The sequence below is a fragment of the Streptomyces sp. NBC_00076 genome (assembly GCF_045041235.1).
Lineage (GTDB): Bacteria > Actinomycetota > Actinomycetes > Streptomycetales > Streptomycetaceae > Streptomyces.
The window spans coordinates 3,838,188-3,852,928 of sequence record NZ_CP108242.1 but is presented as its reverse complement, the minus strand read 5'-3'; the positions used below and the strand labels follow the sequence as shown (position 1 = coordinate 3,852,928).

General features: G+C 70.2%; 13 protein-coding genes and 1 tRNA gene. 10 read left to right on the top strand and 4 right to left on the bottom strand.

Annotation, left to right across the window (positions count from 1 at the left end; genetic code table 11):
* The first annotated feature begins 316 nt into the window (after positions 1 to 316).
* Positions 317 to 592: a hypothetical protein gene (locus OHA64_RS17485; RefSeq protein ID WP_405613980.1), complete on the top strand. Its 276-nt coding sequence runs from the start codon at positions 317 to 319 to the stop codon at positions 590 to 592.
* On the top strand, positions 589 to 1,365 hold the full coding sequence (locus tag OHA64_RS17480; protein ID WP_405613978.1) for a hypothetical protein: 777 nt from the start codon (positions 589 to 591) through the stop codon (positions 1,363 to 1,365). The genes OHA64_RS17485 and OHA64_RS17480 overlap by 4 nt, the downstream gene beginning before the upstream one ends.
* 143 nt (positions 1,366 to 1,508) lie before the next feature.
* On the opposite strand, the gene OHA64_RS17475 is transcribed toward OHA64_RS17480, so the two are convergent.
* Positions 1,509 to 1,581, bottom strand: a tRNA-Arg gene (locus tag OHA64_RS17475).
* 322 nt (positions 1,582 to 1,903) lie between these two features.
* Here OHA64_RS17475 and OHA64_RS17470 point away from each other — a divergent pair.
* The 4 genes from OHA64_RS17470 (at position 1,904) to OHA64_RS17455 (ending at position 8,183) form a co-directional block, all read left to right on the top strand.
* Positions 1,904 to 3,511 (top strand): dynamin family protein, encoded by a 1,608-nt coding sequence (locus OHA64_RS17470; protein WP_405613976.1) that lies wholly within the window; start codon positions 1,904 to 1,906, stop codon positions 3,509 to 3,511.
* Positions 3,512 to 3,916: 405 nt separating this feature from the next.
* Positions 3,917 to 5,740, top strand: coding sequence for a GTPase (locus tag OHA64_RS17465; RefSeq protein ID WP_405624004.1), 1,824 nt, complete (start codon positions 3,917 to 3,919; stop codon positions 5,738 to 5,740).
* A 240-nt stretch (positions 5,741 to 5,980) separates the two neighbouring features.
* The gene (locus OHA64_RS17460; protein ID WP_405624003.1) at positions 5,981 to 6,451 is read left to right on the top strand and encodes a single-stranded DNA-binding protein; all 471 of its coding nucleotides are present in this window, start codon (positions 5,981 to 5,983) and stop codon (positions 6,449 to 6,451) included.
* 331 nt (positions 6,452 to 6,782) lie between these two features.
* Complete coding sequence (locus tag OHA64_RS17455) at positions 6,783 to 8,183, top strand: Cys-Gln thioester bond-forming surface protein (RefSeq protein ID WP_405613974.1); 1,401 nt, start codon at positions 6,783 to 6,785, stop codon at positions 8,181 to 8,183.
* A gap of 311 nt (positions 8,184 to 8,494) precedes the next feature.
* On the opposite strand, the gene OHA64_RS17450 is transcribed toward OHA64_RS17455, so the two are convergent.
* Both OHA64_RS17450 and OHA64_RS17445 read right to left on the bottom strand, forming a co-directional pair.
* On the bottom strand, positions 8,495 to 8,935 hold the full coding sequence (locus tag OHA64_RS17450) for a VOC family protein (RefSeq protein ID WP_405613972.1): 441 nt from the start codon (positions 8,933 to 8,935) through the stop codon (positions 8,495 to 8,497).
* Positions 8,936 to 9,199: 264 nt separating this feature from the next.
* Positions 9,200 to 9,718, bottom strand: a complete 519-nt coding sequence (locus tag OHA64_RS17445; RefSeq protein ID WP_405613970.1) for an HAD domain-containing protein — start codon at positions 9,716 to 9,718, stop codon at positions 9,200 to 9,202.
* A 252-nt stretch (positions 9,719 to 9,970) separates the two neighbouring features.
* Between OHA64_RS17445 and ettA the strand changes: the two genes are divergently transcribed.
* Genes ettA through OHA64_RS17430 form a run of 3 tightly spaced genes read left to right on the top strand, consistent with a single transcriptional unit; the run spans position 9,971 to position 12,729 of the window.
* Positions 9,971 to 11,635, top strand: coding sequence for an energy-dependent translational throttle protein EttA (ettA, locus tag OHA64_RS17440; RefSeq protein ID WP_405613968.1), 1,665 nt, complete (start codon positions 9,971 to 9,973; stop codon positions 11,633 to 11,635).
* A gap of 6 nt (positions 11,636 to 11,641) precedes the next feature.
* Positions 11,642 to 12,055 carry an acyl-CoA thioesterase gene (locus OHA64_RS17435; protein ID WP_405613966.1) on the top strand — a complete coding sequence of 138 codons (414 nt, stop codon included), beginning with the start codon at positions 11,642 to 11,644 and terminating at the stop codon, positions 12,053 to 12,055.
* The gene (locus OHA64_RS17430) at positions 12,052 to 12,729 is read left to right on the top strand and encodes a hypothetical protein (protein WP_405613964.1); all 678 of its coding nucleotides are present in this window, start codon (positions 12,052 to 12,054) and stop codon (positions 12,727 to 12,729) included. The genes OHA64_RS17435 and OHA64_RS17430 overlap by 4 nt, the downstream gene beginning before the upstream one ends.
* Before the next feature lie 387 nt (positions 12,730 to 13,116).
* Here the strand turns inward: OHA64_RS17430 and OHA64_RS17425 are convergent, their stop codons facing one another.
* Positions 13,117 to 13,530, bottom strand: coding sequence for a globin (locus OHA64_RS17425; protein ID WP_405613962.1), 414 nt, complete (start codon positions 13,528 to 13,530; stop codon positions 13,117 to 13,119).
* A 127-nt stretch (positions 13,531 to 13,657) separates the two neighbouring features.
* Here OHA64_RS17425 and OHA64_RS17420 point away from each other — a divergent pair, with 127 nt between their 5' ends.
* On the top strand, positions 13,658 to 14,710 hold the full coding sequence (locus OHA64_RS17420) for a methyltransferase domain-containing protein (RefSeq protein ID WP_405613960.1): 1,053 nt from the start codon (positions 13,658 to 13,660) through the stop codon (positions 14,708 to 14,710).
* Positions 14,711 to 14,741: the final 31 nt, after the last annotated feature.

Here is a 14,741-nt window from a genome sequence, read left to right as displayed (position 1 = left end):
TGTCACCCGTTCTGACCAGCAAAGGGGCCCTTGCGAGGAAGGGCGGGGATAGGCGCCCCCGGCAGGACTCGAACCTGCGGCCAAGCGCTTAGAAGGTGCGCGGGACTAAGCGATGTGCTCACCTGCGTGTTCGCAGGTCGTCGACGAACGGAAATCGTTAAAGCGCTTGCTGTCGATTCCGGGATGCCTGCTCGATGGTCGCCTCTGGTAGCGACGGCGCGTGCCGTCGGCCGGAGCCAGGGCGTTCGACAGTGGTGACGCCGGAACAACTACACCTTGAGGTATTTAGGTACTATGGCAAGCGGAGGTGTTGACGATGACGACGGCGGCGAAGCCGGTACGCCAGTCCCCGCTGAAGGTGGACCCGGCGACGGACAAGTTGATCAGCCAGGGTGCTCATTTCCTGGGGCTGACGAAGAAGGACCTGGTGGCCGAGGCGGTCCGGGCGTATCTGGAGCAACGCCGTGAGGATCTGCGGTCCGGCATGGTGGAGGCGCTCAGTGTGCTGGATGGCTCGCTGAAGGCGGATGTGATGCTGCTGACCGGGCTGACCGCGGAGGAGATCGACGCGGTCGGGGGAATCGAGGAATGAGCGGACCCGGCCCGCTGCGCCCGGCCCGCCCGACCCTGCGCTGCTTACGCGAGGATTTGTGCCTCGCGGTGCCGCCGGTCACGGTGCCGCTGGACGAGATCGACCACCCGGTGCTGGCCAAAGCGTCCGAGCAGTTCGCGGACGAGGACGGCAAGCACGAACGCATCCGGTCCGTGGACGACCAGGTGCTGTTCAAGGTCAAGGTGCAGCGATGGCGCGGCGCGGTATGGCTGGACGCCGATCTGCCGTGGCTGGTCGCAGCGGGTCGGCGCGAGGACGGCTCGGGCGATGACTTCTATGCAGCCCTGGAGGCTGACGGCCGCGCCGTCCGGGCTCGCTACAACGCGGAACATTCTGACGGGCTGAAGACCGCGACACACACCGCTCACCTCCTGCCCGCACGCGAGGACCATGTCCGGTACCGCGCCGAGGCCGGTGTCCGCTTCGTGCGCCGCCTGCGGGCGACTCTGCTGGACCTGGCGCACGCCACGCTGCGCGACGGCCGTGAGCACACACGCGAGTTCGACACCTTCACCCTTGGCCTCCAGGTGCGTGCGGACGACGGCCACGAGACCTACCTCGCCGTCCGGATCACCGGCTCCGTTCCGCCGAACCTGACCGTGCTGATCCTGCGCAACGTCCCCGGCTGCGAGGCTGAGGGCTGGTATCCGGAGTACGCCCTGCCTGAGCGGGACCTGCTCCCGGCCGAACAGGCGTGGTCCAACCTCATGGACCCACGGGCGGCTGCCCAGGTACTGGGCGAGGAGCGGTAGCCAGACGTCCGCGGCGCGAACTGCAACCCCGATGTCAGGGTACGTATCCACGATCGTGGACAGTCAATGCGCTTGGTCTCACAGCGATGTGCATCCGGACATCAACGAACCCCTCACGCGTTTCCGCAGGGTGAGGGTATGTGCGCCCCCGGCAGGACTCGAACCTGCGGCCAAGCGCTTAGAAGGCGCCTGCTCTATCCACTGAGCTACGGGGGCCGGGTGTGGTGGCCTCTGTCGTGGGTGCCCGGGTGTGGGCCGTTCCGTGACGTCGCCGGGGACAAGGATAGGGCTCCTGCGTCCTTGTCCCTGTTGCTTCGCCTCCGTGGCTCGATGTGGAGGTTCGGTGAAGCGGTCCTGATAATCGCAGGCAGGTACGAATCGTGCACCGCTTTTGGCGTGTTGCGCACCGGGTGTTGTGCACTCGTTATGCCTGGACTGTGCCCGTGTCCCAGTCGCACCTTCCATCCCTTGTGTCCTGTCGGCGCGCAGACATGCGCATATGCTTCAGAATTCCCCTAAAATTGGGCATTCTTCGCATGTGGTGACCTTGGACGTACGGCCTCAGCTGCTCGACGCACTCTCCGCCCTGCGCGACCGTGTCGCCGCCGCGCGCTTTCCGCTGCCGCTGGCGGGCGCCCCACGCGCGCGTGCCAACCGCGACGAACTGCTCGCCCAACTAGACGACTACCTGGTGCCGCGGCTCAGAGAGCCCGAAGCGCCACTCCTGGCCGTGGTGGGAGGTTCCACCGGGGCCGGGAAGTCGACGCTGGTCAACTCCCTCGTCGGGCGGCGGGTGAGCGAGGCGGGCGTACTTCGGCCGACCACGCGGACTCCCGTGCTGGTCTGCCGACCGGAGGACCATCACTGGTTCAGCGGGATGCGCGTGCTGCCCGACCTCACGCGCGTGTGGGTGCCGCACCAGGAGCCGGGGGACGACCTCCTGCTGCCCGGCGAGAATCCCGCGCGCGTGCTGCGGATCGAGACCGCCGACACCCTGCCGCACGGCCTCGCACTCCTCGACGTGCCCGACGTCGACTCCCTCATCGCCGACAACCGTGTCCTCGCCGCCGAACTGATCTGCGCGGCCGACATCTGGATCATGGTCACCACGGCCGCCCGGTATGCCGATGCCGTGCCCTGGCATCTGCTGCGCGCAGCCAAGGAGTACGACGTGACGCTCGTCACTGTCCTCGACCGGGTGCCCCACCAGGTGGTGTCCGAGGTTTCACGACAGTACGGCGCGCTGCTCACCAAGGCCGGTCTCGGCGCAGTACCCCGCTTCACCGTGCCCGAGCTGCCCGAGTCCGCCTGGGGAGGCGGGCTGCTGCCGACCACCGCCGTGGCCTCGCTGCGGACCTGGCTCGTCCATCAGGCTCAGGACCCGGCCGCCCGGCAGCACTCCCTGGCCCGTACGGTGCACGGCGTCCTCGACTCGCTCAAGTCCCGGATGCCCGAGCTGGCCGCCGCGGCCGCCGCTCAGCACGCGGCGGCGCTGCGGCTGACCGCCGGCGTCGAGGGGGCGTACGACAGCGAGCACGGACGCGTGAAGGGCCGTCTCCAGGCCGGTGCCGTGCTCGCCGGTGACGCGCTGAAGCGCTGGCGGGCCTTCCCGATGGACTGCACCGCCCCGGAGCTCCTCGACGCGCTCGTCGAGAGTCTGGGAGCCCTCCTGCAGTGTGCCGTCACCGCGGCCGACGAGCGCATCGACCAGGTCTGGCGGCGCGAACCGGCGGGCTGCGCTCCAGAGCTGACCGACCAGGACCCGTTCCCGGAGAGCGCCGAACACCGGATCGGGATGGCCGTACGGCGGTGGCGACGGGAGTTGGAGGAGTACGTCGAGGAGGAGCTTCGCGGCCTCGACCGCAGTGTCGCCCCGGATCCCGAGGTGATCGCCGCACTCGTCGCCACCGCGCTGCTCGGCAGCCGTAGGGCGCGGTCGGCGGGTGAGGGGCTCGCCGAGCGGATCGGCGCGCACGGTGCGCTGCGGCTGCGCGACCGGGGCGGGCGGCTGCTCACCGACCACATCGACCGGGTCATGCACACGGAACGCGAACGCAGCCTCGCCCCGCTCGACGCGCTCGACGTCCACCCCGAAACCCAGGCCGAACTCATCGCCGCGCTGTCCGTACTGCAGAAGGAGAGGTGACCGGTGGCTGCCGTCACAGACCAGGAACAGGACCAGGGCCAGGAGCAGGACCGGGACCGGGATCAGGGCCGGGACCAGGGCCAAGGCCGGGGGCAGGACCGGGACCGGGAGCAGGGTCACACGGAGCACGCGGATCACTCCGGGGGCTCGGACGGCTCCCGGGACTCCGGGGGAACCGGTGACTCCGGTGGCTCAGGTGACGTGAGGGGCGCAGGACACTCCGGTGGCACAGGCGACAGGGGCAAGCGTTCTGAGCGCATGGTCCGGATGAAGGGAGTCGCCGGCGGCGGGTCTGAACCCGCCGAGGCTCTCGACGAGCAGGCGGACGCCAAGAGCCCCGAGGGCTCCGGCAGCCTTGAGGGTTCCAAGGACCATGGGGACTCCAGGACATCCGGCGCGTCCTTGATGCCCACGACGGACCGCTCCGCGCGCGTGACGAACGGCGAGGACCCGTCCGCCCGCACGGGTACTTCCGCCCGCACGGATACCTCCTCCGGCACGGATGCTTCCGCCCGTGCGGACTCCGAGAGCGCCTGGGACGACGGCCTGATCGCGCGGAGGGTCACCGAGGAGACCGCCGCGCAGCACGTCGCCGTCGTGGAGGCCAGGCCGCAGGGTGCGCAGCCCGTGACACCGCTGGCGTACGACGGGCCGCTGCGGTCGCGGCTCGACGCGCTGCGCGAGCTGGTCGGGCTGTCCCGTACGCGGCTCGACAGCCGGGCCCTCGCAGAGGCGGGCCGGGTCCTGGACGAGGCGCACGCGCGGCGTCGGCTGTCCGGGCAGCACACCGTGGTCGCCATCGCGGGCGCCACGGGCAGCGGCAAGTCGCAGCTGTTCAACACGCTCGCCGGAGTGGCCATCTCGGAAACCGGCGTACGACGGCCCACCACCGCCGCTCCGATCGTGTGCAGCTGGAGCGACGGCGCGGCGCCCCTCATCGACCGGCTCGGCATCCCGGGGCGGCTGCGGCGGCGCCCACTGCAGAGCCCCCAGGCGGAGGCTCAACTGCGCGGACTGGTCCTGGTCGACCTGCCCGACCACGACTCGGCCGCCGTGCAGCACCGCGAGCATGTGGACCGCATCCTGGGGCTCGTCGACGCGGTCATCTGGGTCGTCGACCCCGAGAAGTACGCCGACGCGATCCTCCATGAGCGCTATCTGCGTCCCATGGCGGGCCACGCGGAGGTCATGTTCGTCGTCCTCAACCAGATCGACCGGCTGCCCGGGGAAGCCACCGAGCAGGTCCTCGACGACCTGCGGCGGCTGCTCGACGAGGACGGAATCGCGCTCGGCGAGCACGGCGAGCCGGGTGCGACCGTCCTCGCGCTGTCCGCGCTCACCGGGGACGGCGTCGGTGAACTGCGGGAGACGCTCGGCCAGTTCGTGACCGAGCGCGGGGCCGCGGCACGCCGGATCTCCGCCGACCTGGACGCCGCCGCGTGGCGGTTGCGACCCGTCTACGCCACCGGGCGGCGGACCGGGCTGAGCGAGGAGGCGCGGGACGATTTCGCGGCGCGGCTCGCGGACGCGGTGGGCGCCACCGCGGCAGGCGAGGCGGCCGAGCGGGCGTGGCAACGCAACGCCAACAAGGCGTGCGGAACGCCCTGGCTGCGGCTGTGGCGCTGGTACGAGGACCGGCGTGAACTCCCCACCAGCCGACTGCCGTTGCGCGCCCAGGCGGACGAGGAGGCCACGGCGCGCCAACAGGTCGAACAGGCGGTTCGGACGCTCGCCGACCGGGCCTCGGGCGGGCTGCCGACACCGTGGGCACAGGCGGTGCGCGAGGCGGCCGTACGCGGCTCACAGGGGTTGTCCGAGGCGTTGGACGAGTTGGCGGCGCGGGCCGGTTTGCCGCCGGGACGGCCACCGCGGCCGGGCTGGTGGCCCGCGGCCGTGCTGGCGCAGGCGTCGATGACGATTCTGCAGGTCGTGGGCGGGCTCTGGCTGTTGGGCCAGATCCTCGGGTTCATGGCACCGAACCTCGGTGTGCCGGTGATGTTGATGGTGGCCGGGATCATCGGTGGCCCGCTCGTCGAGTGGAGCTGCCGGATCGCGGCGCGGGGGCCTGCCAGGCGATACGGAGCGGAGGCCGAGCGGCGGCTGAGGGAGGCGGCGGCCGGGTGTGGACGGGCCCGGGTGCTGGATCCGGTGGCGGCGGAACTGCTGCGCTACCAGGAGGTTCGGGAGCAGTACGGGCGGGTCGTGGGGGTGAGTGCGGGGACGAGGTGAGGTCCGCTCCCTGATGCCCGTCCTTTCCCTTGTTCCCGTCCTTGGGTCCCTCGTCCGGATGACGGAGTTTTCCACAGACGGGTGGTGGTGCACAGCGCTCAGCGGGCTCGGTCCGGCGGAGGCAGTCTGGTTTTCGCGCGATCACGGCGGACGTGATCGTGACGGAAGACGGAAGCAGCCGTACGGGACGGGCCCGTACGTGTGTCCGGCGTGTGTGGCCGGGTGAGGGAGGGGTTCATGATGAACGAAACCATGGTCTGCGCGGTGGGGAACGTGGCGACGCAGCCGGTGTACCGGGAGCTGGCGTCGGGTGCGTCGGCGCGGTTTCGGCTGGCGGTGACCACACGCTACTGGGACCGCGAGAAGAGCACCTGGACGGACGGCCACACCAACTTCTTCACGGTGTGGGCGAATCGGCAGCTCGCCACCAATACGGCGGCATCGCTCAACGTGGGCGATCCCGTCGTCGTGCAGGGCAGGCTGAAGGTGCGTACGGAAGTGCGCGAGGGGCAGAGCTGGACCTCCGCGGATGTCGACGCGGTGTCGATCGGTCATGACCTGGCCCGCGGTACCTCCGCCTTCCGGCGCACCAAACTGGGGGAGACGGCGGCCGTCGGCGTCGGCGCACCACAGCAGCCGGAACCGAGCTGGGAGACACCTCCGGCCGAGCCGACCGCCCAACAGCGTCCGGAACCCGCCGTCGTGACGTGACGTCACACCGCACCACAGCAACTTCAAACGAGGTTGTCACAGCACGTCACGCCACGTCAGACATCACCCCGCGCCTCGCGCATGGTGTCCGACCGAACTGCGGCTTATCTGCGAATGCGTGCCGTACGACCCCGGTAGATTTGTCGATAAGCCCTGCTCGCAGCCGGTCTCGGCGATAACGATTCCGAGTCGGATCACTGGTCCGAGTGCATCACCGGGAAGCGTGGTGCGCCGGGTACCTAGGATGCCGAACGTAGCTCTCGGGGCTTCTGATTCTGCTGGTGGGACCGTAACCCCCCACGTCAACGGGTCCTGCTCGAAGGGGAATTCTGTGTTTTCTTCGTTCTCCGTGCCGTCGGCGCGCAGGCGAGGGGCGGCCCGCCTCGTCGCCGCGACGCTGGTGTCCGGCCTCGTCGCCGTCGGCGTGATGACCGGCGCCGGTACGGCGTCCGCCGACGAGACGCCCCAGAACCAGGGTGGGGCGACCGCGACCATAGGTGGCCTGAAGACGTACGGCGACGCCGTGATCCACGACGCGTCCGGGGACCTGACCGTCTCGGCGGGTCTGTTCGAGATGTCCGTCGAGGGCGGCGGGACCCTGCAGACGTACTGCATCGACCTGCACAACCCCACGCAGCGGGAGGCCAAGTACCACGAGACCCCGTGGAGCGGCACCTCGCTCGGTGCCAACAAGGACGCGGGCAAGATCCGTTGGATCCTGCAGAACTCCTACCCGCAGGTCAACGACCTCGCGGCGCTGGCCACCGCGGCGGGCGTGGGCAGCGGGCTCACCGAGCAGGACGCGGCGGCGGCCACCCAGGTGGCCATCTGGCGTTACTCGGACGGCGCGAACGTCGACGCCGTCGACCCGCAGGCCGAGAAGCTCGCGGACTACCTGCAGAAGAGCGCCAGGAACGCGGCGGAGCCCGCGGCGTCTTTGACACTCGACCCGCCCGCGGTCTCCGGCCGCCCCGGCGCACTGCTGGGCCCGGTCACGGTTCACACCAACGCGGCCACGGTGACGGTGACGCCGCCGGCCGACGCCGCCGCGAACGGGGTGCGGCTCATAGGCAAGGACGGCCGGGACGTCACGTCCGCGGTCAACGGCAGCCAGCTGTTCTTCGAGGTGCCCGAGGACGCCCCGACGGGCTCGGCCGACCTGACCGTGCAGGCCTCCACGACCGTACCGGTCGGCCGTGCCTTCGCCTCCGAGAGCCGCAGCCAGACGCAGATCCTGGCCGGCTCCAGCGAGTCGACGGTCTCGGCGACCGCGAGCGTGAGCTGGGCGGCGACGGGCGCGATACCCGCGCTCTCCGCGGCGAAGAACTGCACCGAGGGCGGCCTGGACATCACCGCGGCCAACGAGGGCGACGAGCCGTTCGCCTTCGAGTTGATGGGCGCCGAGTACACCATCGCGGCGGGTGAGTCCCGCACGGTGACCGTCCCGCTCCAGGAGGACCAGGCGTACGACTTCACGATCGAGGCGGGCGGCTTCGAGAAGCGGTTCGCCGGTGTCCTCGACTGCCGGACACAGGGCAGCGCGGCGGGCGACACCACGCAGACACTCAGCGAGCCGAGCCCCGCGACGGCGGGCGGCAACGCGTCGGACGTGAACCTCGCCGCGACCGGCGGCTCCGGCGTGACCCCGGTGATCGTGGGTGTCGCCATCGCCCTGGTCGTACTCGGCGGCGCGGCGCTGATCGTCGTACGCAAGAAGCAGGAGCAGGGCTGACGGCCGTGACCTCCTCGGGGAAAGAGCCGCGGTGCGCGCCAACGATCCGGCCGACGCGGAAGCCCTGAGGCGTCGGACACCCACAGGTGGGCTCTCCTCAGGGCAAGCGGCGTCACGGGTCATGGGGGGGGACAGGGGATTGCCGCTCCGCAGGTCAACGACGCTTTGGAGGACTGACAAGGCCGGATCACGGTGGCAGCTTGTCGCGGTCCATGCCTCGTTGCGGGGTCGTTGCCCCGTGGTGGGAGTGGTGGGCTCCACGGCTTCAGGCAGCCACCATGGGGCGAGCATCGAAGATCATGGGCCAGCTCTCAGCGCAGTTGCTCGGCCAGTCCGACGATGATGCCCTCCGGGCCGCGGAGGTAGCAGAGCAGATAGCTGTCCTCGAACCGGGCGATCTCGCCGACGAGTTCGGCGCCGTGAGGGCGCATGCGGGCAACGGTGTCCTCGATGTCGTCGACGGCGAACATGACGCGGTGCGTACCCAGAATGTTGTGCGGCCGGTTGCGCGGCCCGTCGCTGATCGCCGCGGGGCTGCGGTACTTCGCCAGCTCGAGCCGGCTGTGACCGTCTGGGGTCCGGACCATCGCGATGTCACAGCGGACGCCCTCGAGTCCGGTGCACTGGTCGGCGACGAGGCCCTCGACCTCCGCCCTGCCCTCCAGCTCCAGACCGAGTTCCACGAAGAACGCGATGGCGGCATCCAAGTCCTCGACGACGATGCCGACGTTGTCCATCCGCTGAATCGCCATGCGGGTCTCTCCTTCTTCCTCGTGCGGCCGGTGGTGGCCGCTGATGTCCCTGGGACGGAGCCGGTGGCACGTTCTCGACATCCCCAGGCCGCCGAACTCCGAAAAAAATCCGGATCGCGCCTCAGGTGAGATTCATCCGGAAGTACCAACCCACCGCCGGCACGACGAGCATGGCTCCCTCGACGGCCCACACCATGGTTGCGCTGTGCCGTTGAGCGCCAGGTCGGGAGAAATGCGCCGACGGCAGAACTCCTGGAACGGTGCTCATCTCGGCGCGACGGCACGAAGCCAACCAGCGAGCGCGGCGAAGTCGGCGTCGTCGAGGCCTCTACTCGGGTCGACGTGATGAAGCAGCGACGGCCCAGGGTGGCTGGCTGCGACCCACTGACGATCCATCGCGCTGATCTCGTCGTCGACCCAGATGAACGGCCGGCCGTTGGCCCGCTCGACAAGGGGGCGGGTCTTCCAGTGCAGACCGCGGGGGCCTGCCTCGGCACAGACGTCCGGCCACTCCACCATGGGCAGGTTCGGCAGTCCGATGCGTGGTGCCACAGTCTCGTTCGCCTCCTCCATCCAGGTCGAGGCCCATATGAGGTGGCAGCCCAGCGCCGTGAGACGCGCGCCGACCCCAGGATCAAGCCGCCTCAGCAGTGGGTTTCCCTGATCGACAGGCGTCGAGGTGTCGGCCGTAGCGGCTGGTGGGTGAGCGGACGGCGACCCGAACGGGATGAGTGGACCGTCGACGTCGAGGAAAAGGAGAGGGCGCTCCGCTGCGCTTGTCACGGCGGCACGATAGCCCGGCGTGGTGGGGGAGCGGCACCCTTGCGCTGAGCCGTCCGGGGGCCGTGCGAGGGCGCCCTCGGTCGACCGACGACGACCGATGACGACCGACAGTGACAGTCGAGCTACCGCGGTCAGCCGCGAAGTGCCAGGTCACAGGCCCCCGGCCAAACGGGTTAGGACCCAGGGGTGGCGGTCGGGCAAGATGGGGTGTATCTGCCCACTGCCAGATTTCAAGCTGCCGGACGGTTTCTCTTGGCTGAGTACATTTACACCATGCGCAAGACGCGCAAGGCGCACGGCGACAAGGTGATCCTTGACGACGTGACGCTGAGCTTCCTCCCCGGCGCGAAGATCGGTGTGGTCGGTCCGAACGGTGCCGGTAAGTCCACCGTTCTCAAGATCATGGCCGGTCTCGAGCAGCCGTCCAACGGTGACGCGTTCCTGTCGCCCGGCTACACGGTCGGCATGCTCCAGCAGGAGCCGCCGCTGGACGAGTCCAAGACGGTCCTGGAGAACGTGCAGGACGGCGCCGCCGAGATCATGGGCAAGCTCAAGCGCTTCAACGAGGTCGCCGAGCTGATGGCGACCGATTACTCGGACGCGCTCATGGACGAGATGGGCAAGCTCCAGGAGGACCTGGACCATGCCAACGCATGGGACCTGGACACCCAGCTGGAGCAGGCCATGGATGCCCTGGGCTGCCCGCCCGGCGACTGGTCCGTCACCAACCTCTCCGGTGGTGAGCGCCGCCGCGTCGCGCTCTGCAAGCTGCTGATCGAGGCCCCTGACCTGCTGCTGCTCGACGAGCCCACCAACCACCTGGACGCCGAGTCCGTGCAGTGGCTGGAACAGCACCTCGCCAAGTACCCCGGCACCGTCGTCGCCGTCACCCACGACCGGTACTTCCTCGACAACGTCGCGGGCTGGATCCTGGAGCTCGACCGCGGCCGCGCCATCGGCTACGAGGGCAACTACTCCACCTACCTGGAGACCAAGCAGACCCGTCTCAAGGTCGAGGGCCAGAAGGACGCCAAGCGGGCGAAGCGTCTGAAGGAAGAGCTCGAGTGGGTGCGGTCCAACGCCAAGGGGCGCCAGGCCAAGTCCAAGTCCCGCCTCGCCCGGTACGAGGAGATGGCCGCCGAGGCCGACAAGATGCGGAAGCTGGACTTCGAGGAGATCCAGATCCCGCCGGGCCCGCGCCTGGGCTCCATCGTGGTCGAGGTGAACAACCTCTCCAAGGCCTTCGGCGAGAAGGTCCTCATCGAGGACCTGAGCTTCACGCTGCCGCGCAACGGAATCGTCGGCGTGATCGGCCCGAACGGCGCAGGCAAGACCACCCTCTTCAAGATGATCCAGGGTCTGGAGACGCCGGACTCCGGCTCGATCAAGGTCGGCGAGACCGTCAAGATCGCGTACGTGGACCAGGGCCGCGAGAACATCGACCCGAAGAAGACCCTGTGGGCAGTGGTCTCCGACGAGCTGGACTACATCAACGTGGGTCAGGTGGAGATGCCCTCGCGGGCGTACGTCTCCGCGTTCGGCTTCAAGGGCCCGGACCAGCAGAAGCCGGCCGGCGTCCTCTCCGGCGGTGAGCGCAACCGCCTCAACCTCGCGCTCACCCTCAAGCAGGGTGGCAACCTGCTGCTCCTCGACGAGCCGACCAACGACCTCGACGTCGAGACCCTGTCGAGCCTCGAGAACGCGCTGCTCGAGTTCCCGGGCTGCGCCGTGGTCGTCTCCCACGACCGGTGGTTCCTGGACCGGGTCGCCACGCACATCCTCGCCTACGAGGGCGAGTCCAAGTGGTTCTGGTTCGAGGGCAACTTCGAGTCGTACGAGAAGAACAAGGTCGAGCGGCTCGGCGCGGACGCCGCGCGTCCGCACCGCGCCACCTACAAGAAGCTGACCCGGGGCTGATCGATCTTGCGGCACATCTACCGCTGCCCGCTGCGCTGGGCGGACATGGACGCGTACGGGCACGTCAACAACGTGGTCTTCCTGCGCTACCTGGAAGAAGCCCGTATCGACTTCCTGTTCCGCCCGGACAAGAACTTCCAGCAGGGGTCGGTGGTGGCGCGCCACGAGATCGACTACAAGAGGCAGCTCGTCCACCGGCACGCGCCTGTGGACATCGAGCTGTGGGTCACCCAGATCAGGGCGGCTTCCTTCACGCTCACCTACGAGGTCAAGGACCCGGACCAGGTGTACGTCCAGGCCGCGACGGTGATAGTGCCGTTCGACTTCGAGGCGCAGCGGCCGCGGCGGATCACCGCGGAGGAACGTGAGTTCCTGGAGGAGTACCGGGACGACGCCGAGGGCGAGGCCGTCGCCGCATGACGGTGCTTCACCTTGCCGACGAGGGGGAGGCCGCGGATCTCGCGGCCTTCCTCTCCCGGCTGATCCACTACGACCGCGGGGCCGCGGTGCGTCTCCAGGCGGCCGGGACCGCGCTCGCCGTCTTCGGCCGGCCACCGTCCTTCGAGGTGCTGGCGATCCGTGCGGTACGGCTCGCCAAGCCGTACGAGAACGGGCTCGACGTCACGCTGGACGTGACCGTGTCCGCGGGGGAGTTCCTGGAGTCCGTCGACGAGTCGGCGGGTATGGCCGTGGTGCCGGCCGCGGTCACCGGCCCGCCGTGGGCCGGCGTGCTGCCGCCGCGCGGCGGCTGGCGGCCCGAGCCAGGGCTGCCGGAGCCGGACGCACTGCGGGCCATGGTCGCCGCGGGTGTCACCGAATTCCGTTCCCGTACGGGGGAGTTGGCGGACGAGCGGCGCACGCGGGCCGAGTTGGACCGGATCGGGCGGGAGATCTGGTCCCGGGCGGTCGGGACGACCGGGCTGCCGGTGCGGGCCGTGCACGCGGCGCAGTCGCTGGGGTTCCTGCGGCCCACGCAGAGCGCGGGGGCGCCGGTGCTGATCTCGTCGGGCGCGTGGCTGAGGCTGCGCACGCCGTACGGCTCGATCGCCGTACGCAGGGCGGGACTTGGCACGCTGGACGTCAGCGTCCGCTGAGAGCGGGAAGGCCGCCGGAACCGGTACGCCGTTGACGCCCGGGTGCAGTCGGCGGGCAGCTGGAGGCGGCCCGCGCGGTCGCGCATGGCGTACTCCCGTGCCACTACCGCCCGGCGGCTGTCCGTGCCTGGGTCCGGTCCGGTGGGCGTACGGGCCGGACCGCACGAGGGGCCGCACAGGTCACCGGCAGCCCGTCGAACGGCGTCCGGGCGGCGGCGGTGTCGGCGCTCGTGCGACCGGCCGCGGGCGCGTCGGGCGCGGACGATCAGCGGCGGTGTCGGCGGCGTTCGAGGCCCCGCAGGGAGTGGCGCAGGGCCGCGTCACCGCCTCCCGCCCGAGTACGCGGCGAGGGTCGCCAGAAGCGCCGCCGTCGGTCCCAGTCCTGCCCTAGTCCGGTGTGTTCACCATCGAGGCGGCCGCGTACTCCAGGTAGTTCCACAGCGTGTGCTCGTGCTCCTCGGACAGTCCGAGGGAGTCCACGGCGTCCCGCATGTGCTTCAGCCAGGCGTCGTGTGCCTCGCGGTTCACGGTGAAGGGGACGTGCCGCATCCGCAGGCGCGGATGGCCGCGGTTGTCGCTGTACGTGGTCGGGCCACCCCAGTACTGGATCAGGAAGAGCGTGAGGCGCTCCTCGGCCGGGCCCAGGTCCTCCTCGGGATACATGGGCCGCAGCAGCGGGTCCTCGGCGACTCCCTCGTAGAAACGGTGGACGAGGCGGCGGAAGGTCTCCTCCCCGCCGACCTGCTCGTAGAAGGTCTGCGTCTGAAGCGTGCCGCGCCGGATCTCTTTCACGCCCTCCATGCTCTCAGACCGGGGGGCCCAGGACTCAAGGCCTAGGACCACGGTCGGTCGGGCCGAGCCATGGGCGGGCCGGAGCCCGAGGGTGGCGCGGCTCGCTTCTCAACGGCTCCCGAAGGACAGTGGACGTATGGGCACGCATGTTCTCCACAAGGATCTGGACGACCTCGCCGCCTCGGCGCGGGCGGCGCTGGTGCGGGAGATCGACGCGAGCGGGGCCTGGGCCGCCGACCCGGTGTGGCGGGAGGCGTTCGAGGCGGTCCCGCGGCATCTCTTCGTGCCGTACTACTACGTCGGCGTCAGGGGTGGGTGCGAACGCCGGTGGGGCGAGAGCCCCGACCCGGGCACGCGCGAACGCTGGGTGCGCGGGGTGTACGCCGACGTCCCGCTGGCCACCCGGATGCGGGACGGCGAACTGGTCTCCTCCAGCAGCCAGCCGTCGCTGATGGCGATGATGCTGACCGAGTTGCGGGTGGCGGCCGGCGACCGGGTCCTGGAGATCGGCGCGGGCACGGGGTACAACGCGGCCCTGCTCGCGCACCGGCTCGGCGACGACGACCTCGTCACCACCGTCGACCTGGAACCGGAGATCACCGAGGCGGCCCGGCAGCATCTGGCCACCGCGGGGTACCACCCCGTCGTCGTCACCGGCGACGGAGCGCGCGGGGTGCCCGAGCGTGCCCCCTTCGACCGGGTCATCGCCACCTGCGCCCTGCCGTCGATCCCGCTCGCCTGGCTCGCCCAGTGCCGCCCCGGCGCCCGGATCCTGACCCCCCTCGGCACGGGCCTGATCGCCCTGACGGTCCACGAGCCGGGGCAAACGGGGCTCATGCGGCACGCGAACCCGGCAGGTGAGGCGGGTCAGGAGGGCCATGCAGATCGGACGGGTCAGGCCGAGGGGCGGTTCCTGCACACGCCCGCCTACTTCGTGCCGCTGCGTGGCGGTGGGCCCGAACCGGAGCCGGCCCCGCTGAGTGGGGTGCCGCGCCAGGCCAGGGACCACGAACTGTTCCGGTTCCTGCTCACCCTGACCCGTGGCAGCCTCGCTCCGCAGGAGGCGTACGCGCTGTGGGAGCGGGAGGGCAGGCCGCAGCGCGAGCGGTACGGCATCACGGTCAGCGGCCAGCGCGAGTGGGCGTGGCTGGACGACCCGGAGGGGCCGTACGCCTGGCCCCTCGCGTGAAGCGGAGGTGCCAGGCGTACAGCGGAAAGCA

Coding starts and splice junctions, on each gene's coding strand:
- OHA64_RS17465 (WP_405624004.1), top strand. CDS start 3,917: ATGCCCACGACGGACCGCTCCGCGCGCGTGACGAACGGCGAGGACCCG.
- OHA64_RS17420 (WP_405613960.1), top strand. CDS start 13,658: ATGGGCACGCATGTTCTCCACAAGGATCTGGACGACCTCGCCGCCTCG.
- OHA64_RS17460 (WP_405624003.1), top strand. CDS start 5,981: ATGAACGAAACCATGGTCTGCGCGGTGGGGAACGTGGCGACGCAGCCG.
- OHA64_RS17450 (WP_405613972.1), bottom strand. CDS start 8,935: ATGGCGATTCAGCGGATGGACAACGTCGGCATCGTCGTCGAGGACTTG.
- OHA64_RS17425 (WP_405613962.1), bottom strand. CDS start 13,530: ATGGAGGGCGTGAAAGAGATCCGGCGCGGCACGCTTCAGACGCAGACC.
- OHA64_RS17430 (WP_405613964.1), top strand. CDS start 12,052: ATGACGGTGCTTCACCTTGCCGACGAGGGGGAGGCCGCGGATCTCGCG.
- OHA64_RS17485 (WP_405613980.1), top strand. CDS start 317: ATGACGACGGCGGCGAAGCCGGTACGCCAGTCCCCGCTGAAGGTGGAC.
- OHA64_RS17480 (WP_405613978.1), top strand. CDS start 589: ATGAGCGGACCCGGCCCGCTGCGCCCGGCCCGCCCGACCCTGCGCTGC.